Raw genomic sequence first — 25,588 nt, forward strand, 5'->3', positions numbered from 1 at the left:
CCCGGAGGGCGGGCGCTCACGTGTGTGTCCGCAGGTACGGGTCCGTGATGCCGCCGGGAGAGGCCAGCGCCTCGGAGTCGAGCCCGGTCAGCCGCGCCCCCGCCTGGTAGGCGCTGTCCAGGAACTCCAGCACGGCCCCCACCGGGTCCTCCATGGCCCGTACGTCGTCGTAGCGCAGCACGGCCAGATGGCTGCCCCTGGCGGTGATCCACTCGGCCTGGGCGGGCCACAGCGGCTCCCGTTCCAGCCCCTCGGGCTCCGGCGCGGTGTAGGAGTAGAACGCCGGATAGGGCCGCTCCTTGTCCCCGAACCAGAACCCCGAGCTGATCACCTCCCAGCTGTAGGCCTCCCGCGTCACCGGGTCGGCGTCGGGCGAGACCTTCACCACCCGCCCGGTGAAGCGGGTGACCGCGATGTCGAAGGTGTGCCAGAAGTGGTGCACGGGGCTCGTCTTCCCGGCGAAGTCGGCGGCGAACCGGTCCAGGAGCTGCACCACCTGCGACAGGATCCGCCAGTACCGGTTGATGAGCACCGGGTCGTAACGCGCGTGCAGGGTGTCGTCGGCGAACGGCGTGTCGTCGCTCAGGTCGAACGGCACGGCCCAGATCTCCGGCCGGATCCCCAGCCCGGCCAGCGTCTCGAAGAGCCGGTCGTGGAACGAGGCCACCGACCTGCCGATCAGGCTGAACTCGGCGCTGCGCCCGTCGAAGACGTCCACGACCAGCCGGTGGCGTACGAGGTCGAAGTCGACGCAGAACAGCGGCTGCTCGCCCAGCCCGCCCATCGGCCGGGTGGTGAGCCCCCGCCCCGTCGGGTGGAACGGCACCTGCCACCAGTGGTTGCGCCGGTTGCTCGACGCCAGCCGGATCTTCCCCACGATCTGGGCGAACCTGTGAAAGGTCTCCTTTGCCTCTGTCCACTCCGCGAGCGGCATGGCCGGGAACAGCTCCATGACGGCCCCCTCCGACGTAGAGCATTTCCCGACAATCGTAACTACTGGGAGTATTCGGTCAGCTCCCAGGGGTCGTGCGCGGAGAAGACCGCCACCCCGTGGTCGTTCGCGAGCGAGCGCAACCGCTCCTGGCTCGACAGCCGCCGCCCCTCGTCCACCTGGGCCTGGAGCTGCACGAGGTCCATCAGCGGGTGGGGTCTCGGCTCGCGGGCCAGCTCGCCGTGGTAGAAGTACGCGTCCCCGGCGTGCAGCAGCCACCGGTCGCCGTCCCTGACCGCCACCCCCGCGTGGCCGTCCGAGTGGCCGTCGAGCGGCACGTACAGGAAGTCCTCCTCCGGCAGGCCGGTCAGCGGCCGCACCCCGTCCACGCCCAGCCAGCGGGTGCCCGTGCCCGGATACGTCACCCAGCGCGGCGCGTGCGCCCAGTGCGAGGGGCGGTAGCGGCGGTTCGGGCCCTGGGCCAGCGCGGCCTTCAGCTCGGCCTCCATGACGTGCACCTCGGCGTGCGGGAAGTCGGGCAGGCCGCCGCTGTGGTCCACGTCCAGGTGGGTCAGCACGATGTGGCGCACGTCGGCGGGGTCGTGCCCGAGCGCCGCCACCTGTCGCACGGCCGTCTCGGCGGGGGACAGCACCGGCTCGACCAGCTCCGTCCACTCGCGTTCGAGATGTACGGCGGGGTCGGCCACGTCGTCCAGGCCGAGGCCCGACTCCACGAGGACCAGCCCGGAGGCCGGGGTCTCGACGAGCAGCGCGTGGCAGACGGCGGGCTGGGAGGGCCGGCCGTCGGGGGAGTCGAGCTCGCGCATCGAGGCGAGGTTGAGATGGTGAATTCGCATGCGGATAGACTGCGACTTGAAGTGCGGTTCAAGTCAAGGAGCGAGCCAGGACGTGGACGACACGTTGATCGACATCGGTGACGTGGCCAGGCAGAGTGGCCTGGCCGCGTCCGCGCTGCGGTTCTACGAGCGCAAGGGGCTCATCCAGGCCGAGGGGCGCAACGGGCTGCGCCGCGCGTACCGGCCGGAGACGCTGGAGCGGCTGGCGCTGATCTCCTGCGCCCGCGACGCCGGGTTCACGCTCTCCGAGATCGGCGAGTTCCTGCGGGCCGGGCCGTCCGACGAGCGGCTGCGGGCCCGGATGGCCGCCAAGGAGCGCGAGGTGTCGCAGCGGGTCGACCAGCTCACCCGGCTGCGCGACAGCCTGCGCCACGCGGTGGTCTGCACGCACGACCCGCTGGTGGAATGCCCCGAGTTCAAGCAGGCCGTACGGCGGGTGCCCCAGGGCTGACCCAGGGCGACCCGCCGGCGTTTCTCAGGCCGAGCTGAGCGGGCACCCGCCCGCCGTTCGCGGTTCAGGCCGAGCTCACGTACTTCCTCGGCCGCAGGGCGTGGGCGCGCAGGGCCGCCAGGGCGGCGAACTGCCCCGGCCGGTCCATCCGTACGGCCAGGTCGTCGCTGAACGCCAGGCCCAGGGCCGTGAGCTGGGCCACCAGATCGGTCACCGGCCCGGTGACGTCCTCCAGGCTCGTCGCCGGATGCCAGCCCTCGCCGCCCACCACCTCGGCCACCCGCTCGCGCAGCTTCGCGGGCGACATGAGCGTGCCGTCGGCCAGCAGCATCAGCGCCGCCTCCCTGGCCGACACCTCGAACTCGTGCTCGCCCCTGGCCAGCAGCAGCCGGGTGACCGCCGACCACATGGCCGACTTCGACTGCAGCAGCCGCAGGCCGTACTCGGTGATGGCCAGCTTGGCGCCCTCGCGGCGGATCGCGCCCAGCTCCCGCTCGGCCAGGTCACGCAGCCGCGCCGCCTCGGGCGAGGGCGCCAGCCGCAGCGGCAGCGACTCCCCGGAGGCGGCCACGGACAGCAGCCGGTGCAGCGCGGGCAGCGGCTGCGGGGTGACGGGCGCGTGCAGCCGCACCTCGAACGGCTGCGCCAGCTCCCGCCTGGCCGGGCCGCGCCCCAGCACCCAGCGGTTCAGCCGCTCGCCGTGCACGCGGTTGAGCCAGCTGTCGCCTCCCAGGTCGGCGCGGGGCTCGGTGAGCCAGCGCCGGGTCAGGGCCGTGCGGTCGACGCTCTCGCCGGCCACGATCGCCAGCTCCAGGGCGGCGGAGCAGGCGATGTGCGCGCCCAGCTCCTCCGGCCCCATGATCATGCTCCACTGCAGCTCGGGCACGTCGGGCGGGAGCACACCCGTGGCCTCCAGCGCCTGCTGGTAGGCGGTGGTGCCGGCGTCCTCGCCCTCGCGGGCGTAGGTGCGCAGGATCTGTACGGTCGTCGGGGACACGCACATGGCGGCGTACCGGTCCATGCCGCCGAGCTGGAGCAACCGCCCCAGGGAACGTGCCAGGCGCTCCATGTCGCCGCTGCCCTTGGCCGCCCCGGCAGTGGGCGGCGCGACCTTGAGCGGCAACGTGTACCAGAGGAACTCGCAGACGTCGAGCTGGGTCACCGTCTCCAGCGGCTCCCCACCCGTCAACCATTCGACGGCGGTCCTGGCCTCCTCGGCCAGATCCGGGTGAGATCGCTCCAACTCGGCGAGAAGGGCGGTGACATCCGGTGCACTCATGCCTCGAAGTTTGCCGTATCGACCCCGGGCCTGACGATGACCGAATCCGGTGCGTATTGGGTCTTGCACAGCGACTACCCTAAGAAACCCCTATTGAGCCGACTGTAACGTGATCATATCCACCGTTTCTCGAACAACATGCGGGCCTTCCAGTCCACGTACGGGATCAGCTCGGCGGAGAGAATGGGGTGCAGCCACCAGAAGTTGATGAGCGCGAGCAGCGCGAACGCGCCGACGACGGCGGCACCGAGCGTACGCCGCATCGGCGTCGCCCCCTTGACGGCCGGCGCGGACGGCCCGATCAGCAGCCCGGCGCACAACGTGATGGCCAGCACCATGAACGGCACCATCGGGATGGCGTAGAACAGGAACATCGTGCGGTTGTCGGCGATGGCGAAGTAGAACCACGGCAGCCAGCCCATCGCGTAGGCCAGCAGCACGGCCCCGGCCCGCCAGTCGCGCGAGGAGAAGTACCACGCCACCAGCGCCACCAGCGCGGCCACCGCGCCGAACCAGATCACCGGCGTGCCCACGCCGAGCACGGCCTGCGAGCAGTCCTTGACGCCGCACGTGTTCTGCTTGCCCTCGTAGAAGAAGGCCACGGGGCGCAGCAGCAGCGGCCAGGACCACGGCTCCGACATGTACGGGTGCGAGGTCTCCAGCCCGCTGTGGAAGGTGAAGACCTGCCACTGGTACTGCACCCACGACCGCATCGAGTCGAAGACGAAGAAGAGCGGGTTGCCCGGCGAGGTGGCCTGGTCCCAGTTGCGCCCGTAACCGGACGCGTTGACGAACCAGCCCGTCCAGGTGGCCATGTACGCCACGAACGGCACCACGCCGAACGCCACGACCCCCTGCGGCACGTCCTTGTTGATCGCCCCCAGGTACGGCCGGCGCAGCCCCACGGCGCGGCGCGCGCCGAAGTCCCACATCAGCGACATGATCGCGAACGCCACCGCGAACGCCAGGCCCGACCACTTGACCGACATCGCGAAGGCCAGGCACACCCCGGCCCCGATCCGCCACCACCTGATGCCCAGCGACGGGCCCTGCGGCGACAGGGGCGAGCCCTCGTACCACGTGACCAGCTTCTCGCGCGCGCGGTCACGGTCGACCACCAGGCAGGCGAACGCCGCCAGCACCCAGAACATCAGGAAGATGTCCAGCAGTGCCGTGCGGGAGAGCACGTAGTGCAGGCCGTCGAGCGCCAGCAGCAGGCCGGCGAAGCAGCCCAGCAGCGTCGAGCGGGTCATCCGGCGGGCCACCCTGGCCAGGATGAGGATGGACAGCGTGCCGACCACGGCGGCGGCGAAGCGCCAGCCGAACGGGTTGAGCCCGAACAGCCACTCGCCGACGCCGATCATCCACTTGCCCATCGGCGGGTGCACCACGTAGGAGGCACACTTGCCGAGGTCGTCCGGCGTGCACGCCTGCCAGATGTCGGTGTTCCCCGCGATGATCGCCTTGTCGGCGTCCTTGACGGTGACCTTCTCGACCCCGTGGGTGATGAGCGAGAAGGCGTCCTTCATGTAGTACGTCTCGTCGAACACCACGGCCTTGGGATGACCGAGCTGTATGAAGCGGAGGATTCCGCCGAACAGGGTGACGAGCAGTGGCCCCACCCATCCCCACAACACGCTGCCGCGCATGGGGGGCACGACCCGCTCGCGTACGGACCGGGTCTTCGGATGCGCTGTGGGATGGCTCTCGCCGACCTCCGAGCTCTCGTAGGCCTGGTACGGGGAATCGGTCACCGCCATTCGGACATCGTACGGGCCCCAGAGCGGTGGTTACCAAGGAAACACGGTCTAATTGGGATGCCCTGCAACAATGGCCTGGTGACTGGGAACGGCAGGTTGGTGCTGGCAGGAGCCCCCATCGGCCAGGTCGGAGACGTCTCGCCGCGGCTGCGTGAGCTGCTGGCGGGCGCCGACGTGGTGGCGGCGGAGGACACCAGGCGGCTGCGCAGGCTCGCGGCCGACCTCGGCGTCGAGCTCACGGGCAGGGTGGTGTCCTACTACGACCAGAACGAGGCGGGCCGGGCCCAGGAGCTCGTCGAGACGCTGAAACAGGGCCGCACGGTCGTGGTGATCACGGACGCGGGCATGCCCGGCGTGTCCGACCCCGGCTACCGGCTGACGCAGCTCGCGGTCGAGGCGGGTGTCACGGTCACCGCGCTGCCGGGACCGAGCGCCGTCACCACCGCGCTGGCCGTGTCGGGGCTGGCCAGCGACAGGTTCTGCTTCGAGGGCTTCCCTCCGCGCAAGACCGGCGAGCGGGCCCGCCGCCTGGGCGCGCTGGCGGCCGAGGAGCGCACGATGGTCTTCTTCGAGTCGCCGCACCGGCTGGAGGAGTCCCTGCGGGCCATGGCCGAGGCGTTCGGGCCCGACCGGCGGGCCGCGGTGTGCAGGGAGCTGACCAAGACCTACGAGGAGGTCCGCAGGGGCGGGCTCGGCGAGCTGGCCGAGTGGGCGGCGAAGGGCGTCAAGGGCGAGATCACGATCGTGGTGGCGGGGTTCGCGCCGGGCGAGGCCGAGCCCGACCTCGACGCCCTGGCGGCGGAGGTCGACCGCAGGGTGGCCGCGGGGGAGCGGCGCAGCCTGGCCGTGGCCGAGGTGGCCAGGGGCGCGGGCGTTCCCAGGCGAGAGCTGTACGACCTGGTTCACAGGAGAACCGCCACGCCATAGGGTGCGCATCGTGAGGAACTGGGGGGTGCCGGCACAGCGGCTGATCCCGCCGATGCAGGGCGGGGCCCTCCTGGGCTGGCTGGCGCCGCTCGCGGTGGCGATCTTCGGCGGCATCCTGCGGTTCGTCCGGCTGGGCGAGCCCAAGGCCGTCGTCTTCGACGAGACGTTCTACGTCAAGGACGCGTACTCGCTGATCGTCCACGGCGTCGAGATGGCCACGCTCGGCGACGCCAAGAACCCCATCGCCGACCGGCGCCTCATCGCCGGGAACCTGGACATCTTCAAGCAGTGCGCGCAGCCGTCCGAGTGCGCCTCCTTCGTGGCCCACCCGCCGCTCGGCAAGTGGATGATCGGCGCCGGGGAGTGGCTGTTCGGGATGAACCCGTTCGGCTGGCGCTTCGCCGCCGCGCTGGCCGGCACGCTGTCCGTCCTCGTCCTGGCCAGGGTGGCGCGCAGGATGACCCGCTCGACGCTGCTGGGCTGCCTGGCCGGGCTGCTGCTGGCGCTCGACGGGCTGCACCTGGTGCTGTCGCGGACGGCGCTGCTGGACATCTTCCTGATGTTCTGGGTGCTGTGCGGGTTCGCGTGCCTGGTGGCCGACCGCGACTGGGCGCGGCGCAAGCTGGTCGCCTGGTACGAGAGCGCGCCCGTCACCGAGACGGGCCCGCGGCTGGGGCTGCGGCCGTGGCGGCTGGCGGCGGGGGCCTGCCTGGGTGCGGCGTGCGCGGTCAAGTGGTCGGGGATCTTCTTCCTCGTCGCCTTCGCCGTGCTGTCGATCATGTGGGACCTGGGGGCCCGTCGGGCGCTGGGGCTGCGCGAGCCGTACCGGGGGGCGCTGTCGTACGACCTGCCCGGCGGGGCCGGAGCGATGGTGCTGGTGCCCGCGCTGGTGTTCACGGCGTCGTGGGCCGGCTGGTTCGCCTCCGCCGACGGCTGGGGCCGCAACTGGGACCGGGCCACCTCCTCGGGGCCGGTGTTCTTCGTCTTCGACTCGTTACGGTCGTGGGTGCAGTACCAGACGCAGGTGCTGGGCTTCCACAGCGGCCTGGAGGACTACCACCCGTACATGTCGGAGCCGTGGTCCTGGCCGCTGCTGCTGCGGCCGGTCTCCTTCCACTACCCCACCGACCTGCCGGCCTCCGCCTGCGGCGGCGGCCAGTGCTCCCAGGCCGTGCTCGGCGTCGGCACCCCCGCGCTCTGGTACGCCGCCGCGCTCGCCCTGCTCGGCCTCATCGCCTGGTACGTCTCCTCGCGCGACTGGCGGGCCGGGGCGGCGCTGCTGGGCTTCGCGGCCGGCTGGCTGCCGTGGTTCTACTACGCCATCGCCGACAACCGCACGATGTACCTGTTCTACATGATCCCCGTGGTGCCGTTCATGGTGCTGGCGCTGGTGCTCATGGCGGGGCTCGCCCTCGGCAAGCAGGACGCCCCCGCGCCCCGGAGGGCGGCGGGGGCCGCGGTCGTGGGCGCGTTCGCGCTCGTCGTGCTGATCAACTTCTGGTGGCTCCACCCGGTGCTGACCGCCGAGACGATCACGCACGCACAGTGGTGGGCTCGGATGCTGATGAGCTCTTGGGTGACCGCCGCACCCAAGTGACCCCGCGGCGCAGCGTGATCGCCGCCGCGATGCAGGCCAGGGGGACGGCCGGGAGCACGTACCGGTAGTCGAACTCCGCCGTGGCCGCCGGTGCCAGCAGCAGCCCGACCGCGCCCAGCCACGGCAGCACCACGGGGCCGCCGAACTTCCGCCAGCGCACGACCACGCCGTACAGGCCGATCAGCAGGATGCCGCCGACCATGATGCCGCGCAGGTAGAAGACCTTCTGGTAGTTGCTCATGATCGTGGCCCACGGCTGCACGATCCGGGTCTCCGGCGGGCCCTGCTCGTAGCTGAAGGCGTCGGTGTCGGTGCGGCCGCCCGCGTACGACGACCACTTCGGCAGCCGCTTGGGCTGGCCGGTCTCGTCGCGCTCCACGTACGGCTTGAACTGGTACATGTTGTAAGTCGACTCGTCGGGGAAGCGTGGACGTGCCCAGTGGAAGGAGCGGAAGAAATCGCGCGCCACGACCTTCAGGTAGTCACCCGGCTGCGACAGGATCGCCCGGGTGGCGAACTTGCTGGCCGCGTCGTTGGTGATCTCGCTCCACTTCTTGTTGATGCCCCACCGGTGCAGCACCTCGCCGGTGCCGGTGCCGTCGCCGTTGCCCTGACCCCACAGGTACCACTGCGCGTAGTCCTTGCGCTGGCTGACCGGGTCGTTGATGCACAGCAGCAGGAGCTGGACCTCTTTGTACTTGTCGATGTCCATCTTGTTGCAGTCGGCGAAGATCGCGGTGCGCATGTAGAGGATCAGGCCGTCGCTGTTGGTCATCGCGAACTTCCCGTACGCCGAGGCGAACCACCCCATGTAGACCATCACCGGGATCGCGCAGGCGGTGATCACGGCGGCGATCGGCCGCCAGCCGGTGCGCTTGACCAGCAGGTAGAGCACGACCAGAGCCAGGATCGGCAGCCCGATCGAGCGGGTCAGCCAGGTCAGCGCCAGCAGCAGCCCGACGACCGCGCCCGCCTTCCACGTCAGCCGCCGCTTCCACAGCACCATCGTGATCACGCCCACCACCAGCAGCATGAACAGGGTGTCGGACATCACCATCTGCTCGAGCTGGATCTGGTAGGCGTCGAACAGGACCGGCGCCGCGGCCAGCGTGGCCCCCCACTTCGGCAGCCTGAACTTGATCCGTAGCAACGCGTAGATCAGGCAGGCCGTGGCCAGGCCCATGAGGTGCTGCGTGAACGTCAGCAGGGTGAAGCTGTGGAACGGCTGGAGCAGCATCAGCCAGAAGCTGTAGCCGTCGGGCCTGATCGGGTGCGGCCGCGGGTGCAGCGCCACCGAGACGTACTCGTAGGAGTCGTTGAACCACATGGCCGGGCCGTAGCCGAGCATGGTGACGAGCCGCAGCACGGCGCCCACGCCGAAGGCCGCGGCGAACACCCGATGCCTGCGCACCATGGCCAGCAGACGGGCCGTCCTGCCAGGGGCGGAGGGGTCCACAGGGGTAATCTCCGCAACGCTCACCATGCTGTAAAGAATGCCAGTCGTTTTCGGGTCTGTGCCCGAGCACGGACACGTTCAGGGCATGATGGTTCACTGGAAGAGCCTTAACTGAAGGGTAGACACGTGGAACTGACGGTGGTCATGCCCTGCCTCAACGAGGCGGAGACCGTGGAAGTCTGTGTACGCAAGGCATTGGCGTGCATGGAGGAGCACGGCATCGAGGGCGAAGTGCTGATCGCCGACAACGGCAGCACGGACGGCTCACAGCAGCTCGCCCGAGACGCCGGGGCCCGCGTGGTCCATGTGGACGAGAAGGGGTACGGAAACGCCCTCATGGGCGGAATCAGGGCGGCGCGCGGCAAGTACGTCATCATGGGCGACGCCGACGATTCCTACGATTTCACCGCGCTGTTGCCGTTCGTCGAGCAGTTGCGCGACGGCGCCGACCTGGTCATGGGCAACCGCTTCAGGGGTGGCATCTCCCCTGGCGCCATGCCGCCGCTCCACCGCTACCTGGGCAACCCGGTGCTGTCGTTCATCGGGCGGCTGTTCTTCCCCTCGGCGATCAAGGACTTCCACTGCGGGCTGCGCGGCTTCCGGCGCGACTCGATCCTGCGCCTGCAGCTCCAGACGGGCGGCATGGAGTTCGCCTCCGAGATGGTGGTCCGCTCCACCCTGGCCGGCCTCGACGTGCGCGAGGTCCCGACCACGCTCTCGCCCGACGGCCGCTCCCGCCCGCCGCACCTGCGCTCCTGGCGCGACGGCTGGCGTCACCTGCGCTTCCTGCTCCTCTACAGCCCGAAGTGGCTGTTCTTCTACCCCGGCGTGCTGATGATGATCGTCGGGCTCGTCGCGGGCACGGCGCTGGTGTTCGGGCCGGTGGAGATCGGCGAGCTGGCCTTCGACGTCGACACCCTGGTCGGATCGGCTGCCCTGGTGGTGATCGGCTTCCAGGCGGCGCTGTTCGCGGTGTTCACGAAGGTGTACGCGGCGGAGGAGGGCTTCCTGCCCGAGTCGCCGCGGATCCGGCGGCTGATCGACATCGTGAGCCTGGAGAAGGGGCTCGTCGTCGGCGGGCTGCTGGCCGTGGCCGGCCTCGTCGGCCTGGTGATGTCGCTGGTGCACTGGCAGGTGCGCGACTTCGGCGAGCTGGACCCGCGCGAGTCCCTGCGCATCGTGGTGCCCGCGGCCACGGCGCTCATCATGAGCTTCCAGACGATCTTCGCGGCGCTGTTCATCAGCATCCTCGGCATCCGCCGCACCCGCGAGACCTCCATCGACAACGCCGCCGCCGCGGCCGAGGAGGCCGCCGCCGCGATCACTCTCGAAGAGACGAAGCGTTAGGGATTCCTTTACGGGCCGCCGTGGTCAGCCACCCCGCCGTACCCGGCGGCCACGGCACCGCGTAACAAAACAATCTCGAAGACCCGTAGGCTGAGCACCATGACCCAGCACATTCTGACTGCCGTGGCATGGCCGTATGCGAACGGGCCACGCCATATCGGGCACGTATCCGGGTTCGGCGTGCCGTCCGACGTCTTCAGCCGTTACCAGCGGATGGCGGGCAACAACGTGCTGATGGTCTCAGGCACGGACGAGCACGGCACCCCCATCCAGGTCCAGGCCGACAAGGAGGGCGTCAGCGCCAAGGAGCTGGCCGACCGCTACAACCGCGTCATCGCCGAAGACCTGACCGGCCTCGGCCTGTCCTACGACCTGTTCACCCGGACCACGACGAAGAACCACTACGCCGTCACGCAGGAGATCTTCAAGGGTCTCTACAACAACGGCTACATCTTCCCCAAGACCACGATGGGCGCCATCTCGCCCTCCACCGGCCGTACGCTCCCCGACCGCTACATCGAGGGCACCTGCCCCATCTGCGGCTACGACGGCGCGCGCGGCGACCAGTGCGACAACTGCGGCAACCAGCTCGACCCGATCCAGCTCGTCAACCCCAAGAGCCGCATCAACGGCGAGACGCCGAAGTTCGTCGAGACCGAGCACTTCATGCTCGACCTGCCCGCCTTCGCCGAGGTGCTCGGCTCCTACCTGCAGTCCAAGCAGGGCGAGTGGCGCCCCAACGTGCTGAAGTTCGCCCTCAACCTGCTCGGCGACCTCCAGCCCAGGGCGATCAGCCGCGACCTCGACTGGGGCGTGCCGATCCCGCTCGACGGCTGGCGCGAGCAGCCCAACAAGCGGCTGTACGTGTGGTTCGACGCCGTCATCGGCTACCTGTCCGCCTCCATCGAGTGGGCCAGGCGCTCGGGCGACCCCGACGCGTGGCGCCAGTGGTGGCAGAACCCCGACGCCCGCGGCTACTACTTCATGGGCAAGGACAACATCGTCTTCCACGCCGAGATCTGGCCTGCGATGCTGTTCGGCTACAGCGGCATCGGCGCGCGCGACGGCTCGCCCGGCTCGCTGGGCGCGCTCGACGTGCCGTCCGAGGTGGTCTCCAGCGAGTTCCTGACGATGGAGGGCAGGAAGTTCTCCTCCTCCCGGCAGGTCGTCATCTACGTGCGCGACTTCCTGGCCCGCTACGACGCCGACGCCCTGCGCTACTACATCGCCGTGGCCGGCCCCGAGAACCAGGACACCGACTTCACCTGGCAGGAGTTCGTCAACCGCAACAACGGCGAGCTGGTCGCGGCCTGGGGCAACCTGGTCAACCGGTCCATCTCGATGGCGGCGAAGAACTTCGGGGCCGTGCCCGAGCCCGGCGACCTCACCGACGCCGACAGGGCGCTGCTGGAGCGCTCGCGCAACGCGTTCGGGCCCGTGGGGGCGGAGCTGGGCCGTTCGCGCTTCAAGAACGCCATCACGGAGGCGTTCGACGTGGTGCGCGAGGCCAACAAGTACCTCGCCGACCAGGAGCCCTGGAAGCTCAAGGACGACCCCGAGCGGCAGAAGTCCATCCTGCACGTCGCGCTGCAGGTCGTGGACGACGCCAAGACGATGCTCACGCCGTTCCTGCCCGGCTCGTCCAACAAGGTCTTCACCATGCTGGGCGGCGAGGGCGTGTGGTCGGGCATGCCGGAGATCCGCGAGGTCGACGAGGACGGCGGCACCCCGTACCCGGTGATCACGGGCGACTACGCGGACAGCGCCGCGCGGTGGGAGCACCGGCCGATCAGGCCGGGCACGCCGCTGGCGCCGCCCGTGCCGCTGTTCAAGAAGCTCGACCCGAAGGTCATCGACGAGGAGCTGGCCCGGCTGGGTGAGTGACGGAGAGGCTCGGTGCGGCGGGGCGGCTCGGGTGAGTGACGGCGGGGCCCGGCGCGGCGGCTAGGCTTTGATGGCGTGACCAAGCTTCCCGCCGCGCCAGAGCCGCTCTCCTCGCCCGTGTTCGACAGTCACTGCCACCTCGACATCATGGTCGGCAACAGGCAGGCGTCGTCGGGCGACCCGGTGGCGCAGGCCGCGCAGGCCGCCTCGGCGAGCGTACGGAGCATCCTCGACGACGCCCGGGCCGTGGGCGTGACGAGGCTGGTCACGATCGGCTACGACCTGGCCTCGTCCCGCTGGAACGCCGAGGTGGCCGCCGCGCAGGAGGGCGTGTACGCCGGGGTGGCCATCCACCCGAACGAGGCGCACGAGGCCACCCCGGAGGTGCTGGCCGAGATCGAGGCGCTGGCCGGGCGGCCCGAGGTGCGCGCGGTGGGGGAGACGGGGCTCGACTACTACCGCGACTGGGCGAGCAAGGACGACCAGCACGCCAGCTTCCGGGCGCACATCGAGATCGCCAAGCGCACCGGCAAGGCGCTGGTCATCCACGACCGCGAGGCGCACGACGACGTGCTGAAGGTGCTGGCCGCCGAGGGGGCCCCGGACAAGGTGGTCTTCCACAGCTTCTCCGGGGACGCCGAAATGGCGAAGAAGTGCGTCGAAGCCGGATATTTCATGTCGTTCTCCGGGCCTGTGACGTACAAGAACGCCGGCTACCTCCGCGAGGCGGCCGAGGTCGCGCCCGCCGAGCTCATGCTGGTCGAGACCGACGCCCCCTACCTGCCCCCGGTCCCGCACCGCGGCAAGCCCAACGCGCCCTACCTCATCCCCCTCACCCTGCGATGCCTGGCCGAGGTCAAGAACGTCCACCCGGACGAGTTGTGCGGGGCGATCAGCGTCAACGGAGTCACTGTTTTCGGCGAGTGGTGACCAACTTTTGGCGAACTCCTCGATACAAGCACCGGACAAGCGTAAAGTTCGGGCCGTCTGGCACCACACCGGAGGTGGCTCGTGCGAGGAAAGAGGCGTGCGCCCCGACCGCCTGTTCCATGGCGTTCCCCGTGGACGCCGGTGGTCTGCGTGGCGGGGGCGGTGGCCGTCGGCGCGCTCGTCATGGTGTCGTTCCTGGTCAAAGAGGTCATCGTGGTCGTCGATGGCGAGCGCAGGCACGTCCGCGCGTTCGGTGGAACGGTCCAAGAGGTGCTCGCCGACGCCGAGGTGTCCGTGGGGTACGGGGACGTCGTACGGCCGTCCACGCAGGCGCCGGTGGACGACGGCGCCACGATCGAGGTGCGCCGCGCCCGTCCCCTCACCCTGACCCTCGACGGCCGCACCAGCACCCACCTGGTCACCGCCACGAACGTGGGCGACGCCCTGGCCGAGCTGGACATCGCCCCCGCCGCCAGCAAGCTCTCCGCCCCGCCCGGCGACAAGGTGCCGCTGGAGGGGATGGAGCTGACCGTGTACACGCGGAGGCGGGTGTACGTGGTGGCCGGCACCACGCGGGTGAGCTCGCGCACGACAGCCAGGACGGTGCGCGAGGTGCTCAAGCAGAAGCGCATCGCACTGCGCCGCGGGTACCTGGTGAACCCGCCGCTGGGCAGCTTCCCCAAGGACGGCACGGTCATCACGGTCACCCCGCCGAGGACCGTACAGATCCAGCCGGAGGTCGCCCAGCTCGACTGGGAGGCGCTGGCGGAGTGCGAGTCACGTGGCGATCCGGAGGCGTACAACCCGGACGGGCCGTACTACGGGCTGTACCAGTTCAGCCTGCCGATGTGGGAGTCGGTGGGCGGGATGGACACGCCGAGCACGTGGCCGGAGGAGGAGCAGACGTACCGGGCTCAGGTCCTGTACCAGCAGGTGGGCGGCCGGTGGCAGGGCCAGTGGCCGCACTGCGGCGACCGCCTGTTCACCATGACCGCCTACTGACCCCGCACCCCTGCGCCTCTGCGCCCGCACTCCTGCGCCCTGCCCCGCCCACCCGCTCGGCCCGCTGATGGCACGCCCGGCGCTCACCGGTGGCACGCGCAGCAGCTCGCCGGTAGCGCGCCCGGCAGTTCGCGGGTGGCCCGCTTGTCAGTTCGCGCCCGGCGCGCCTCGCAGTTCGCCGGCGGGTGCCCGGCGTTCGTCAACCGGCGAGTGAGACGCCGAAGTCGGCACCCTTCGAGGGCTGGAGCAGCTGGGGTGCCGCCTCGTCGTTGCGGGCCGCCACCGCGACCTTCCCGTAAGGCGCGGCGTCCGGCTGCCCCACATACAGCTTGTTCCCGCTGAACGCCACCGACCAGCCGAACAGCCCGTCAGCGGTCGCCAGCTCCCGCTCCTCGGCGGCGTCCTTCCACGAGACGATCCGGACACCACCACCGTAGGGCGCGCCGATCGCCAGCCGCCCGTCCGCCGAGACGGCCATCGAGAACCCGAACGCCTGCTTGCCCCCCTGCGTCACCCTCCTGGTGGGTTTCCGCGCGAGATCGAGGAACTGCACGTACCCGGGCCCGGGCGAGCCGACCGCGTAGCCGGAGCCCTCGGCGTACGCGACGGAGTACCCGAACCGGTCGCCCGAGGCGTTCGTCGGCGAGTCCAGCTTGAACGAGCTGATCTGCGGCGCCAGCACGTCGTCGATGAACACCACCGAGCCCGAGTCGATCTTGCCGGCCTCGATCTGCCGGCCCGCGCCGTCGTCGTTCTCGTACGGCACCCCGACGACCAGCCCGTTCTCCGGCCCGAACGCCATCGCCCAGCCGAACTGGTCGCCCACCTCGCTGTTGCCCCGCACGTCCACGCTCTCCTGGCTCACCCTGCGCAGCTCACCCGCACCCTTGCGCACGTAGACGGCGCCCACGTCGAGCAGCTGGGCCTCGTCCTCGTACGGCGCGCCGATCGCCACCAGGTCGCCACGCGCGGCCATCGACCAGCCGAAGTGCGCGAACCGCTGGGGTCGCGGCGGCGTCAGACGCTCGGGGGCCGCCGCGCCGCCGCCGTAGACGACGTACACGACGCCGGCGTCCTCGGTGCCGTCCACGTCCGCGTACGGTGCACCGATCACCAGGTCGGCGCAGTCGTCACCGTTGACCTGCGCCATCCGCACGGACCACCCGAAGCCATCACCCCTGGCCAGCCCGGGAACACCGACCGGCACCACCTTGCCGCCGGACAGCACGTGCACCGCGCCCTTCTGATCGTCCGCGAACGGATCACCCACCGCCACGTCGTCCGCACCGTCACCATCGAAGTCGGAAGCCCCGGCGCAGGCCGCCGCCGCGCTCACGCCGGACGCATGAGCCGCCGCTGTCCCGGGGGTCACGGTTGTCCCGGCCACGAGCGCGAGCGCTGCGAGGGTCGCTCTGATCGTCACAGCGCCACCTCGATCAGCTTGCCGTTCTCCAGCAGGGTCGCCGTCATCCTCATCGGCTTGCGATACATGGCCAGGTCGAACACGAACGCGCTGTCCACCCGCGCACCCGGCAGGATGGCCGGCGGCAACGTGACGGGCGCCGGGTCGTGCTCGCCGCCCCGGTCGTCGATCATGGTCACCACGGGCTGGACCAGCACCCGGCGCTCGCCGCCCGGGTTGAGCATCGTCCAGCGGATCACGCAGAGCTGGCCCTTGACGGACGTGATCCCCTCGAACTCCTTCACCCCGCACTCCGGCGCCCCGGTCACGATCGCGACGGGGTCGTCGAAGTTCGCGCCCAGCGCGAACCTGCGGCCCACGTCGTTCGGGCTGGGGCTGCCCGCGGCCTGGGTCGGGGTGCCCGAGGTCACGGTGGTGGTCGTGTCGCGCGCCGAGGTGACGATCAGTACGGCGCCCGTCACCACGATGGCCAGCACCGCGGCCGCGGCGGCGATGAGCCACCGGGTGCCGGGCGTGCGCGTGCCGCCGATGGTGTCGTCCTCGCCGGCCCGCTCGGCGGGGGAGGCCAGCGTGCCAGGGTGCGTGTCCGCCCCTAAGCCGGCTCCCTGCCGCACGTGCCCCAGGGCCGCCTCGGGCCGCGGGACCGCCGCATCCGGTCGCGGGACGGCTGCGTCCCGCCGTGAGACGGCTGCATCCAGGTGTGGGACGGCTGCGTCCGGGTGTGGGACCTGCGCCCCACTGCCCGCCGCCGCGAACCCCGGCCCACTTCCCGCCGTCCCTGGCCCGCTGCCCGCCGACGCGAGCCCTGGCCCGCCGGCCTGACGCTCGAGTCCCGGTCCGGTGCCCTGGCGCCCAGGTCGCTGCCCAGCGCCTGGCTGTCCAGCACCCGACTGCTCAGCTCCCTGCCCCGTGCCCGGCCGCTCTGGTCCCGGGCCCTGCAATGACTGGGCGGGCCCATCTTGCGGCTGCCCGGGCACCTGCTCCGGCTTCTGCCGCGACGACTTGCCCGAGCGGAACAGCCCGAGGCGCCGCCGGGGAGCCTCCGCCTGCCCTGGCACCTGCCAGCGCGCCAGCTCCTCCCGTGCCGCCTCCTCCTCCCGCCGCGCCCGCTCTTCCAGGGACGGCGCCGGCGCGCCCGCCGCCTCGCCGGGCCCGCGCACGCCGGCGGAACCCGGCACGTTCGCGGACCCCGGCACGCTCGCGGACCCCGGCACGCTCGCGGAACCTGGCACGCCGGCGGAACCTGGCACGCCGGCGGAACCCGGCGCGGTGAACGGCGCTGCAGGACCGGTCGCTGGGCTGGCGGCCTGGGGATCGGCGCCGGGAACCGAGGAGGCTCCAGCATGGGCTCCGGGGGCCGTGGGGGCTCCGGGGGCCGTGCCCCGCTGCCCGGTCGCGTCGCTGGGCGGAGGTGTCGTGAAGGTGGCCGTGATGTCCGGCTCGTTCACCACGTTCTGTGGCGGCTGCCAGTCGCTGAGCATCTCGGTCGCCACCAGCGTCGGCGGATCGGCCGCCGCGGGCATCGGCGCGTTCCCTCCCACCAGCGAGATCAGCAGCTCCTGCGCCGTGGGCCGCAGCGCCGGGTCCATGGACGTGGCCCGCCGCACGAGCTCGTTCAGAGGCGCGGGCAACGCCCCCAGGTCGGGCGGCGTGTTGAGCACCCGGGAGGCCATGGTGATGGGGTCGCCGCGCCCGAACGGATGCCGTCCGTTCCCGGCGTAGGCCACCAGGCAACCCCAGGCGAAGATGTCGACCGCCGGGCTGACCGGCTCGCCGCGCACCTGCTCGGGCGCCCACCAGCCTGGACTGCCCAGCAGCTCCCCGGAGAGCGTGAACCCCGTCTCCCGGTCGAGCGCCCTGGCGATCCCGAAATCGATCACCCGGGGCCCGGACAGCGAGAGGATCACGTTCGCCGGCTTGAGATCCCGGTGCACCAACTCGGCCACGTGGATGGCCGCCAGCGCGGCCGCGACGCCGAGCGCGACGCCGTGCAGCGGCCCCGGCTCCAGCGCGCCGTACTTCGTTATCTGATCCGACAGGGGAGTGCCGGCGATGTACTCGGTCACCATGTACGGCCGGCCGTCACCGGTGTTGCCGTTGTCCAGGACCTGGGCCGTACAGAACGACGCCACCCGCCGGGCGTTGTCCACCTCCACGTGGAACCTCGCCGCGAACCCCTCCTGATTGGCGAACTCGGCCTTGACCACCTTGAGCGCGACGAACCGCCCCGTCGGCGCCCGCGCGAGGAACACGGTTCCCATGCCGCCCTCGCCCAACCGGCCCAGTAACCGGTACGGCCCGATCGCGCGCAGGTCGGTCGGCCGTAGCGGCGCGGCGCCCGTTGGTTCCATGAGCGACGTCCCTTCCTGTTCCACGCCATCCTCTCCTTTGGTCTCCCCATCCGCCATCGCACGTTCTTCGATGCGGGAGACTGGTTGGATGATGAGGCTGTTGGGCCCTGCAGAAATACGTATTTTGGCGAACAAGCTAGATCTACGTCCGACAAAAAAACTGGGCCAGAACTTCGTGATCGACGCAGGGACCGTCCGTCGCATCGTCCGCGTGGCCGACCTCTCGCCTGATGACGTGGTCATCGAGGTGGGTCCGGGCCTCGGCTCGCTCACGCTCGCGCTCCTGCCGGCGGCCGCGCACGTGGTCGCCGTCGAGATCGACCCGGTGCTGGCCGGGCAGCTCCCGATCACGGTGGCCGAGCGCGAGGCCGCCGACAGCCTCACGGTCGTCAACGCCGACGCCATGAAGATCACGCTCGACGACCTCTCGGGTCACACCCCCACGGCCCTGGTGGCGAACCTGCCGTACAACGTGGCCGTCCCGGTGGTGCTGCACGTCCTGGAGGTGCTGCCGTCGCTGCGCAAGGGCCTGGTGATGGTGCAGTCGGAGGTGGCCGACCGGCTGGCCGCCGGTCCCGGCTCGAAGGTGTACGGGGTGCCGTCGGTCAAGGCCGCCTGGTACGCCGACGTACGCCGGGCCGGGCCCGTGGGCCGTAGCGTCTTCTGGCCCGTTCCCAACGTCGACTCCGGCCTCGTCTCCCTGGTCCGCCGCGACCCGCCGGCCACGTCGGCGTCGCGGGAGGAGGTGTTCGAGGTGGTGGACGCGGCCTTCGCGCAGCGCCGCAAGACCCTGAGAGCGGCGCTCGCCTCCTGGGCCGGCACGGCCGCCGACGCCGAGCGTACGCTGCGTGCGGCCGGGGTGGACCCGTCGGCGAGAGGCGAGCAACTCGACGTCACGGCCTTCGCCCGCATCGCCGAGCTCAGACCCTGACCCTCAGGGCCACCGCGGCGCCGGGAGCCCGCTGCGCGCGAACGCCCTGCCGCCCAAGCGCCTCGCCGCCCAAGAGCTTGGAGGCACGCAGCCGGGAGGAGCACGCCAGCCCGGAGCCTCGCCACGCTCGGAGGCATGCGAGCCATGTGGGGGCGGGAGCTTCGCGCGTCACTCGAAGGCGCTGATGGTCGCCTCGGGCCGGTCCCGCTTGGTGTAGAGGTCCCAGGCGGTGCCGGCGATCAGGTCCGGGTCGAGGGTCCTGATGCCCACGTCCCCGAACCGCTCGGGCTGGGAGACCACGTGCGTGTGGATGTCCCCCCGCTCGACCAGCCCACCGATGATCAGGCTCCCGGCGTAGACCCCCTGCCCGGCCAGCGCCGTGTTGAGCGTCAGTGAGTAGTTGCGCAGCGCCGCGGACGAGACCGCCAGCCCGCCGAGCGCGGGCATCGGCACGACGGCGCTGAGCCCGCCGGCGAACAGCAGCCCGCCCTCACCCCTCTCGACCATGCCCGGCAGCACCCTGCCGACCAGGTCGACCGCCGGATACACCAGCCCCATCGCCTCCTGCACGTCGCCTGAGGTGATGGACGTGATGGGGGCGGGCGCGGCGTCCAGGGTGGTGGCTCCGGGCCCGTAGTAGAGAACGTCGATCGCGCCGAACCGCTCGCCGATCGCGTCCAGCGCGGCCGCCGCCTGGCCGCGGTCCCGTACGTCGGCGACGAACGCCGCCGCCTCCACCCCGGCCTCGGCCAGCGACGCCACATAACCGGCATGGCGGGCGTCGCTGCGGGACACGAGCGCCACGGCGTACCCCTCGCGGCCGAACCGGTGGGCGATGGACATGCCGAGCCCCGGCCCGGCTCCGATGACGACGACGGTCTTGCGTGCTGCTGCGGGCATGACGGTGCCTTCCCTTCAACTAAGTCGAGGGCTCCCTCAACTTCGAGAGCCTGAATGTACCACAAAACTTGAGGGCTCCCTCGATTTCGTATGATGGACGGATGGCAGCCGGAACCAAGCCGCTGCGGTCGGATGCCGCGCGCAATCGCGACAAACTGCTGGTCGCCGCCACTCAGCTCTTCGCCGAGCGCGGGCTCGACGTGCCCTTGGAGCACGTCGCCCGCCGCGCCGGCGTCAGCATCGGCACCCTCTACAACCACTTCCCGACCCGTGAGGCCCTCTTCGGCGCGATCATGCCCCAGCGGCTGGCGGCCCTGGAGCAGATCACCGCGACGGCGCTGGCCGACCCCGACCCATGGGCGGGGTTCGCCGGCTTCCTGGAAGGGCTGTTCGCGCTGCAGGCCGAGGACCACGGCCTGAACGAGGCCCTGGCCCAGGGCTTCTCCCTGGCCAGTGACGTGAGCCAGGCGTGTCACCAGGGCTTCGTGGACGCCCAGCGGATCATCGAGCGCGCCAAGGCCGCCGGCCGGCTCCGCGCCGACTTCGGGCCGCAGGACCTGATCACCGTGATCTGGGCGATGTCCCAGGTCATCCGCGAATCGATGGACACCGCTCCGGCCGCCTGGCGCCGCTGCCTGGCCTTCTTCCTCGACGGCCTGCGCGCCGAGGCCGCCCACCCGATCCCGGACGAGGCCACACAGCTCGCGCCGGGCGAGGCAGCACAGCCGAGGTCGGGCGAGGCCGCCTCCCGTTAGCGGCCCGGCAAATGCCCACCAACTTGACTCTCCGTGTCGGCGAGCCGTCGTGTCCTGCGGTTCATATTTCAAGAATCGCATGTCAGGCCAGCGTGCCCGGATAACATCGAGTGTCCTTGACCCCGGCAAGCGATGAGAGTGGCAGAAGATCGATGAGTTCGGTGACCGTACGTGTGCCCGCGAAGGTCAACGTGCAGCTTTCTGTCGGCCCGCTCAGGGAAGATGGCTACCACGACCTGGTCAACGTCTTCCACGCGGTATCGATCTTCGATGAGGTGGTGGCCAAGGAGTCCGAGTCGATCACCGTCCAGGTCGACGGCAAGTGGTCCGACCAGGTGCCCGTCGACGACACCAACCTCGCCATCCGGGCCGCCCGCGCCCTGGCCAAGCACGCGGGCCGCACCTACGGCGCCGACCTCGTCATCCAGAAGGACATCCCCGTGGCCGGCGGCATGGCGGGCGGCAGCGCCGACGCCGCGGGCGCGCTGGTGGCCTGCAACGAGCTGTGGGGCCTGGGGCTGCCGATCGAGGACCTGATGGAGATCGCCGGTGATCTGGGCAGCGACGTCCCGTTCTCGCTGATCGGCGGCACGGCGGTCGGCACCGGCCGCGGCGAGCAGCTCAGCGAACTGCCCACGGGAGGCACGTTCCACTGGGTGTTCGCACTGGCCAACGGCGGGCTCTCGACGGCCAGCGTGTACGCGGAATGCGACCGGCTCAGGGCCGCCACGGGCGCCCAGGTGCCGTGGCCCCAGCTCAACGACTCGCTGATGGAGGCCCTCGGCACCGGCGACGCGTACGCCCTCGGCTCGAACCTCAGCAACGACCTCCAGGCGGCAGCGCTCAACCTCCGCCCCGAGCTGGCGCCGACCCTCGACGCGGGCCGCCAGCACGGAGCGCTCGGCGCGATCGTCTCCGGCTCCGGCCCCACCTGCGCCTTCCTGGCCATCGACGCCACCCACGCCCGCGACCTGGCCCAGAGCCTGACCGCGACGGGCGCGGCCCACACCGCGGTGGCCGCCCACGGCCCCGTCCAGGGCGCCGTCCTGATCTGACCGGAGCGGCCCGAAGCGACGGCAGGGAGGCCCGCGGGAAGCCGATACCCTGGGAAGGCCATGAATCTGGTCAACCTTGAGTCCGTTTCCCACGCTTACGGCCCCAAACCGCTCCTCAGCGACGTCTCGCTCGGGGTGGAGGCCGGCGAGCGCATCGGCGTCGTCGGGCGCAACGGCGGCGGCAAGACGACGTTGCTGTCCGTGCTGGCGGGCACCGTGCACCCCGACAGCGGCCGCGTCACGCACAACCGCGGCCTGCGCGTCGGCTTCCTGTCGCAGCAGGACACCCTTGACCCCGCCGCCACCGTGAGCGAGCTCGTCCTCGGCGGCCTGGCCGAGCACGAGTGGGCGGGCGACCAGCGCGTACGCGAGATCCTCGCGAACCTGATCGGCGACCTCGACCTCGGCTCCAAGGCCGGCGCCCTGTCGGGCGGCGAGCGCCGGCGCACGGCGCTGGCGAAGCTGCTGATCGACGACCACGACCTGATCATGCTCGACGAGCCCACCAACCACCTCGACATCGAGGCCATCGCGTGGCTGGCCGGGCACCTGTCGGGTGCCAAGAGCGCGCTGGTGGTGGTGACCCACGACCGGTGGTTCCTCGACGCCGTCTCCACCCGCACCTGGGAGGTCGTGGACGGGCGGGTCGAGCGCTACGAGGGCGGCTACGCGGCGTACGTGCTGGCCAAGGCCGAGCGCGCGCGCATCGCGCAGGCCGCCGAGGAGCGCCGCCAGAACCTCATGCGCAAGGAGATCGCCTGGCTGCGGCGCGGCCCGCCCGCGCGCACGTCCAAGCCGAAGTTCCGGATCGAGGCCGCCCAGGCCCTGATCGCGAACGAGCCCCCGCCGCGCGAGACCGTCGAGCTGATGCGCTTCGCCGCCGCCCGCCTCGGCAGGACCGTCTACGACCTCGAGGACGTCACCCTCCACGCGGGCGGCCCCGGCACGGGCCCGCTGGTGCTCGACCACCTGACGTGGCAGTTCGGCCCGGGCGACCGGATCGGGCTGATCGGGGTGAACGGGTCGGGCAAGTCGTCGGTGCTGCGGCTGCTCGCCGACACGGTCAAGCCCGACTCCGGCCGCGTGGTCAGGGGCAAGACGGTGCGCCTGGCGCACCTGTCCCAGGAGCTCGCCGAGCTCGACCCCGACCGGCGCGTGCTGGAGTCGGTGGAGGAGGTACGCAAGTACCTGCAGCTCGGCAAGCGGGAGTGGACCGCCTCCCAGCTCCTCGAACGGCTGGGCTTCCGCGGCGACGCGCAGTGGAAGGTGATCGGCGACCTGTCGGGCGGCGAGCGGCGGCGGCTGCAGCTGCTCAGGCTGCTCATGGACGACCCCAACGTCCTGCTGCTCGACGAGCCCACCAACGACCTCGACATCGAGACGCTCAACGAGCTGGAGGACCTGCTCGACGGCTGGCCGGGCACGCTGGTCCTGGTGAGCCACGACCGCTACTTCCTGGAGCGGGTCACCGACCGGTGCGTGGCGCTGCTGGGCGACGGCAAGCTGTCGCTGCTGCCCGGCGGGGTGGACGAGTACCTCGAACGCCGCGCCGCGGGCACGGCGGTGACCGCCCGGCTCGGCGCCGGCGCCCCCGCCGCGGACGTGCCGGCCGCGCCCTCGGGTGCGGTGCCCGAGCAGGGCGGCGGGCTGTCCGCCAAGGAGGAACGCGAGCTGCGCAAGGAGCTCAACCGCCTGGAGCGCCAGCTCGACAAGCTCGGCGAGCAGGAGTCGCGCCTGCACGCGGCCATGGCCGACGCGGCCAGCGACTACGCCAAGCTCGGCTCGCTGGACGCCCAGCTCCGCGAGATCACCGCCCAGAAGGACACGGTCGAGGCCGAATGGCTGGAGGTGGCCGACCGCCTCGGCGACTGACGCCACCCCGCGCCGGAGCCGGCGGAGGGTAGCCGAGGGCCGGCACGAGGGCTCGAGCCCGCGCCGAGGGGACCGCGCGGCTGTTCACGTGGGTGCGGAAGGCCGTGCGGCTGCTCGCGAAGGGGTGCGGAAGGCCGTGCGGCTGCTCGCGAAGGGGTGCCCGGGAGGCGGGCCGGGGTCAGAGCGGGGAGTCGAAGGGCGTGAGGAGGGTGCGGAGCAGCGACGCGAGAGCACGCTGTTCCGCCGCCCCCAGCCCCGACAACAACTCCCGCTCCCGCCGCAGCAGGTCGTCGAAGGCGGCGTCCACCCGCCCCAGCCCCGTATCGGTCAGCGAGACCAGCACGCCACGCCGATCCTCGGGATCGGGCCGCCGCCGCACCAGCCCCGCCTGGGCGAGCCGGTCGATGCGGTTGGTCATCGTGCCGGAGGTCACCAGCGTGGCCCGCAGCAGGGCTCCGGGGCTGAGCTCGTAGGGTTTGCCGGCCCGCCGCAGGGCGGTGAGCACGTCGAACTCCCACGGCTCCAGATCGTGTTCGGCGAACGCCGCCCGCCGCGCACGGTCGAGATGCTTGGCGAGTCGTGACACTCTAGAGAGCACCTGGAGCGGCTCGACATCAAGGTCGGGGCGCTCCGCTCGCCAAGCCGCGACGAGGCGATCGACCTCGTCCCTAGCATCCTCCGTCATGACACAAGAGTGTACTGTCTTGACATCGAGATATCTCTCTCGATATCAATTATCTCTATGTCAAGAGATATTTGGGACCCTGTCACGTACGCGGTCTACGCCGACGAGCGGTCACGGCCGTTCATCGAGCTGATCTCCCGCGTCGGAGCCGTCGAGCCCGACTACGTCGTGGACGCCGGCTGCGGCAGCGGCGAGCTCACCGTGGAGCTGACCAGCCGCTGGCCCAACGCGACCGTGGAGGGCTACGACTCCTCGCCGGCGATGATCACCAAGGCCCGCAAGCTGGAGTCGCCGGTCAGGTTCGCGGTGGCCGACGTCGCCACATGGCGCCCCGACCGCCCCATGGACGTGATCGTCTCCAACGCCGTGCTGCAGTGGGTGCCCGCCCACCGCGACGTGCTGGAGCACTGGGTCGAGGAGCTGGCCCCCGGCGGCTGGCTGGCCTTCCAGGTGCCGGGGAACTTCGACGCCCCCAGCCACGTCGCGATCCGCGAGCTGTGCTCCTCCCGCACCTGGTCCGACAGGCTCGGCGACCTGTCCAGGGGCATGCCCGTCGCGGAGCCGCTGGAGTACGTCGACCTGCTCAACCAGGGCGGTTCCCAGGTGGACGCGTGGGAGACGACGTACGTGCACGTCCTGCACGGCGAGAACCCGGTGCTCGAGTGGGTCTCCGGCACCGCCCTGCGCCCCGTCTTCGACCGCCTCGACCCCGACGAGCAGCGGCGCTTCAAGCACGACCTCGCCAAGCCGCTGGCCGAGGCCTACCCCGCCAGGAGCTACGGCACCCCGTTCCCGTTCAGGAGGATCTTCGTGGTGGCGCAGAAATGACGATCAAGGGGCTGCACCACGTGCAGCTCGCCGCGCCGGCGGGCAGCGAGCCGGCGTTACGCGCGTTCTACGCGGGCGTGCTGGGCCTGCGCGAGGTGCCCAAGCCCGCCGAGCTGGCCAGGCGCGGCGGGGTCTGGTTCAGGGGTGAAGGGATGGAGGTCCACCTCGGCGTCGAGGAGGAGTTCAGGCCCGCGCGCAAGGCCCATCCCGCCTTCCTGGTGGACGATCTCGACGCGTACGCGAAGAAGATCCCCGGCGCGCAGGAAGACACGCTCTTCCCTGGATACCGGCGCATCTACGTCTCTGACCCGGTAGGCAACAGAATCGAACTCCTGCAACCCGTGTGATGTTCACCTTCCGGTGGCAT

At 71.0% G+C, this 25,588-nt stretch carries 22 protein-coding genes; 13 read left to right on the forward strand and 9 right to left on the reverse strand.

Annotation, left to right across the window (positions count from 1 at the left end):
• Positions 1–16 precede the first annotated feature (16 nt).
• Positions 17–952, reverse strand: coding sequence for a DUF5996 family protein (locus HD593_RS03705; RefSeq protein WP_185100725.1), 936 nt, complete (start codon positions 950–952; stop codon positions 17–19).
• 41 nt (positions 953–993) lie between these two features.
• The gene (locus tag HD593_RS03710; protein WP_185100726.1) at positions 994–1,788 is read right to left on the reverse strand and encodes an MBL fold metallo-hydrolase; all 795 of its coding nucleotides are present in this window, start codon (positions 1,786–1,788) and stop codon (positions 994–996) included.
• Between the two features lie 52 nt (positions 1,789–1,840).
• Between HD593_RS03710 and HD593_RS03715 the strand changes: the two genes are divergently transcribed.
• Positions 1,841–2,239: a MerR family transcriptional regulator gene (locus tag HD593_RS03715; RefSeq protein WP_312903332.1), complete on the forward strand. Its 399-nt coding sequence runs from the start codon at positions 1,841–1,843 to the stop codon at positions 2,237–2,239.
• Between the two features lie 64 nt (positions 2,240–2,303).
• On the opposite strand, the gene HD593_RS03720 is transcribed toward HD593_RS03715, so the two are convergent.
• Entirely contained in the window at positions 2,304–3,518 is a 1,215-nt protein-coding gene (locus tag HD593_RS03720) for a hypothetical protein (RefSeq protein WP_185100728.1), read from the reverse strand.
• 113 nt (positions 3,519–3,631) lie between these two features.
• A complete protein-coding gene (locus HD593_RS03725) occupies positions 3,632–5,278 on the reverse strand; it encodes a dolichyl-phosphate-mannose--protein mannosyltransferase (RefSeq protein WP_185100729.1) in 1,647 nt (548 codons plus the stop codon).
• A gap of 78 nt (positions 5,279–5,356) precedes the next feature.
• Between HD593_RS03725 and rsmI the strand changes: the two genes are divergently transcribed.
• Both rsmI and HD593_RS03735 read left to right on the forward strand, forming a co-directional pair.
• On the forward strand, positions 5,357–6,205 hold the full coding sequence (gene rsmI / locus HD593_RS03730) for a 16S rRNA (cytidine(1402)-2'-O)-methyltransferase (RefSeq protein WP_312903333.1): 849 nt from the start codon (positions 5,357–5,359) through the stop codon (positions 6,203–6,205).
• Between the two features lie 10 nt (positions 6,206–6,215).
• Positions 6,216–7,802, forward strand: coding sequence for a dolichyl-phosphate-mannose--protein mannosyltransferase (locus tag HD593_RS03735; RefSeq protein WP_312903334.1), 1,587 nt, complete (start codon positions 6,216–6,218; stop codon positions 7,800–7,802).
• On the opposite strand, the gene HD593_RS03740 is transcribed toward HD593_RS03735, so the two are convergent.
• A complete protein-coding gene (locus tag HD593_RS03740) occupies positions 7,738–9,285 on the reverse strand; it encodes a hypothetical protein (protein ID WP_221524597.1) in 1,548 nt (515 codons plus the stop codon). The two genes, HD593_RS03735 and HD593_RS03740, sit on opposite strands and share 65 nt — an antisense overlap.
• Positions 9,286–9,384: 99 nt before the next feature.
• On the opposite strand from HD593_RS03740, the gene HD593_RS03745 reads away from it, so the two are divergent.
• The 4 genes from HD593_RS03745 to HD593_RS03760 all read left to right on the forward strand — a co-directional run bounded on the left by HD593_RS03745 (position 9,385) and on the right by HD593_RS03760 (position 14,421).
• Positions 9,385–10,605, forward strand: coding sequence for a glycosyltransferase family 2 protein (locus HD593_RS03745; RefSeq protein WP_185100731.1), 1,221 nt, complete (start codon positions 9,385–9,387; stop codon positions 10,603–10,605).
• Positions 10,606–10,704: 99 nt separating this feature from the next.
• Positions 10,705–12,489 carry a methionine--tRNA ligase gene (metG, locus tag HD593_RS03750; RefSeq protein WP_185100732.1) on the forward strand — a complete coding sequence of 595 codons (1,785 nt, stop codon included), beginning with the start codon at positions 10,705–10,707 and terminating at the stop codon, positions 12,487–12,489.
• Positions 12,490–12,564: 75 nt separating this feature from the next.
• On the forward strand, positions 12,565–13,419 hold the full coding sequence (locus HD593_RS03755; protein WP_185100733.1) for a TatD family hydrolase: 855 nt from the start codon (positions 12,565–12,567) through the stop codon (positions 13,417–13,419).
• A gap of 150 nt (positions 13,420–13,569) precedes the next feature.
• Positions 13,570–14,421, forward strand: a complete 852-nt coding sequence (locus HD593_RS03760) for a resuscitation-promoting factor (RefSeq protein WP_185100734.1) — start codon at positions 13,570–13,572, stop codon at positions 14,419–14,421.
• A 199-nt stretch (positions 14,422–14,620) separates the two neighbouring features.
• Here HD593_RS03760 and HD593_RS03765 read toward each other — a convergent pair whose 3' ends face one another.
• Both HD593_RS03765 and HD593_RS61065 read right to left on the reverse strand, forming a co-directional pair.
• On the reverse strand, positions 14,621–15,844 hold the full coding sequence (locus HD593_RS03765; protein ID WP_185100735.1) for an FG-GAP repeat protein: 1,224 nt from the start codon (positions 15,842–15,844) through the stop codon (positions 14,621–14,623).
• Positions 15,841–18,219 (reverse strand): serine/threonine-protein kinase, encoded by a 2,379-nt coding sequence (locus HD593_RS61065; protein ID WP_379478771.1) that lies wholly within the window; start codon positions 18,217–18,219, stop codon positions 15,841–15,843. The genes HD593_RS03765 and HD593_RS61065 overlap by 4 nt, the downstream gene beginning before the upstream one ends.
• 46 nt (positions 18,220–18,265) lie before the next feature.
• On the opposite strand from HD593_RS61065, the gene rsmA reads away from it, so the two are divergent.
• Positions 18,266–19,126, forward strand: a complete 861-nt coding sequence (rsmA, locus tag HD593_RS03775) for a 16S rRNA (adenine(1518)-N(6)/adenine(1519)-N(6))-dimethyltransferase RsmA (RefSeq protein ID WP_221524599.1) — start codon at positions 18,266–18,268, stop codon at positions 19,124–19,126.
• A gap of 168 nt (positions 19,127–19,294) precedes the next feature.
• Here the strand turns inward: rsmA and HD593_RS03780 are convergent, their stop codons facing one another.
• Positions 19,295–20,026: an SDR family NAD(P)-dependent oxidoreductase gene (locus HD593_RS03780; RefSeq protein ID WP_185100737.1), complete on the reverse strand. Its 732-nt coding sequence runs from the start codon at positions 20,024–20,026 to the stop codon at positions 19,295–19,297.
• A gap of 101 nt (positions 20,027–20,127) precedes the next feature.
• Here HD593_RS03780 and HD593_RS03785 point away from each other — a divergent pair, with 101 nt between their 5' ends.
• The 3 genes from HD593_RS03785 to HD593_RS03795 all read left to right on the forward strand — a co-directional run bounded on the left by HD593_RS03785 (position 20,128) and on the right by HD593_RS03795 (position 23,708).
• Positions 20,128–20,781 carry a TetR/AcrR family transcriptional regulator gene (locus HD593_RS03785; RefSeq protein WP_185100738.1) on the forward strand — a complete coding sequence of 218 codons (654 nt, stop codon included), beginning with the start codon at positions 20,128–20,130 and terminating at the stop codon, positions 20,779–20,781.
• Positions 20,782–20,933: 152 nt separating this feature from the next.
• Entirely contained in the window at positions 20,934–21,836 is a 903-nt protein-coding gene (locus HD593_RS03790) for a 4-(cytidine 5'-diphospho)-2-C-methyl-D-erythritol kinase (protein WP_185100739.1), read from the forward strand.
• 60 nt (positions 21,837–21,896) lie between these two features.
• Positions 21,897–23,708, forward strand: coding sequence for an ABC-F family ATP-binding cassette domain-containing protein (locus HD593_RS03795; RefSeq protein ID WP_185100740.1), 1,812 nt, complete (start codon positions 21,897–21,899; stop codon positions 23,706–23,708).
• Between the two features lie 178 nt (positions 23,709–23,886).
• Here the strand turns inward: HD593_RS03795 and HD593_RS03800 are convergent, their stop codons facing one another.
• On the reverse strand, positions 23,887–24,393 hold the full coding sequence (locus tag HD593_RS03800) for a MarR family winged helix-turn-helix transcriptional regulator (protein ID WP_185100741.1): 507 nt from the start codon (positions 24,391–24,393) through the stop codon (positions 23,887–23,889).
• Positions 24,394–24,450: 57 nt separating this feature from the next.
• Here HD593_RS03800 and HD593_RS03805 point away from each other — a divergent pair, with 57 nt between their 5' ends.
• Both HD593_RS03805 and HD593_RS03810 read left to right on the forward strand, forming a co-directional pair.
• A complete protein-coding gene (locus HD593_RS03805; RefSeq protein WP_221524600.1) occupies positions 24,451–25,221 on the forward strand; it encodes a trans-aconitate 2-methyltransferase in 771 nt (256 codons plus the stop codon).
• On the forward strand, positions 25,218–25,568 hold the full coding sequence (locus HD593_RS03810) for a VOC family protein (protein ID WP_185100742.1): 351 nt from the start codon (positions 25,218–25,220) through the stop codon (positions 25,566–25,568). Before HD593_RS03805 ends, HD593_RS03810 begins: the two co-directional genes overlap by 4 nt.
• Positions 25,569–25,588 lie beyond the last annotated feature (20 nt).

Origin of the sequence: Nonomuraea rubra, assembly GCF_014207985.1 — a bacterium.
Lineage (GTDB): Bacteria > Actinomycetota > Actinomycetes > Streptosporangiales > Streptosporangiaceae > Nonomuraea > Nonomuraea rubra.

What these genes read in the sequence shown, in the direction of transcription:
- HD593_RS03720 (WP_185100728.1), bottom strand. Translation starts at nt 3,518, where the DNA reads ATGAGTGCACCGGATGTCACCGCCCTTCTCGCCGAGTTGGAGCGATCT.
- HD593_RS03785 (WP_185100738.1), top strand. Translation starts at nt 20,128, where the DNA reads ATGGCAGCCGGAACCAAGCCGCTGCGGTCGGATGCCGCGCGCAATCGC.
- HD593_RS03800 (WP_185100741.1), bottom strand. Translation starts at nt 24,393, where the DNA reads ATGACGGAGGATGCTAGGGACGAGGTCGATCGCCTCGTCGCGGCTTGG.
- HD593_RS03725 (WP_185100729.1), bottom strand. Translation starts at nt 5,278, where the DNA reads ATGGCGGTGACCGATTCCCCGTACCAGGCCTACGAGAGCTCGGAGGTC.
- HD593_RS03780 (WP_185100737.1), bottom strand. Translation starts at nt 20,026, where the DNA reads ATGCCCGCAGCAGCACGCAAGACCGTCGTCGTCATCGGAGCCGGGCCG.
- HD593_RS03790 (WP_185100739.1), top strand. Translation starts at nt 20,934, where the DNA reads ATGAGTTCGGTGACCGTACGTGTGCCCGCGAAGGTCAACGTGCAGCTT.
- HD593_RS03795 (WP_185100740.1), top strand. Translation starts at nt 21,897, where the DNA reads ATGAATCTGGTCAACCTTGAGTCCGTTTCCCACGCTTACGGCCCCAAA.
- HD593_RS03710 (WP_185100726.1), bottom strand. Translation starts at nt 1,788, where the DNA reads ATGCGAATTCACCATCTCAACCTCGCCTCGATGCGCGAGCTCGACTCC.
- HD593_RS03740 (WP_221524597.1), bottom strand. Translation starts at nt 9,285, where the DNA reads ATGGTGAGCGTTGCGGAGATTACCCCTGTGGACCCCTCCGCCCCTGGC.
- HD593_RS03705 (WP_185100725.1), bottom strand. Translation starts at nt 952, where the DNA reads ATGGAGCTGTTCCCGGCCATGCCGCTCGCGGAGTGGACAGAGGCAAAG.
- metG (WP_185100732.1), top strand. Translation starts at nt 10,705, where the DNA reads ATGACCCAGCACATTCTGACTGCCGTGGCATGGCCGTATGCGAACGGG.
- rsmA (WP_221524599.1), top strand. Translation starts at nt 18,266, where the DNA reads ATGCGGGAGACTGGTTGGATGATGAGGCTGTTGGGCCCTGCAGAAATA.
- HD593_RS03810 (WP_185100742.1), top strand. Translation starts at nt 25,218, where the DNA reads ATGACGATCAAGGGGCTGCACCACGTGCAGCTCGCCGCGCCGGCGGGC.
- HD593_RS03805 (WP_221524600.1), top strand. Translation starts at nt 24,451, where the DNA reads ATGTCAAGAGATATTTGGGACCCTGTCACGTACGCGGTCTACGCCGAC.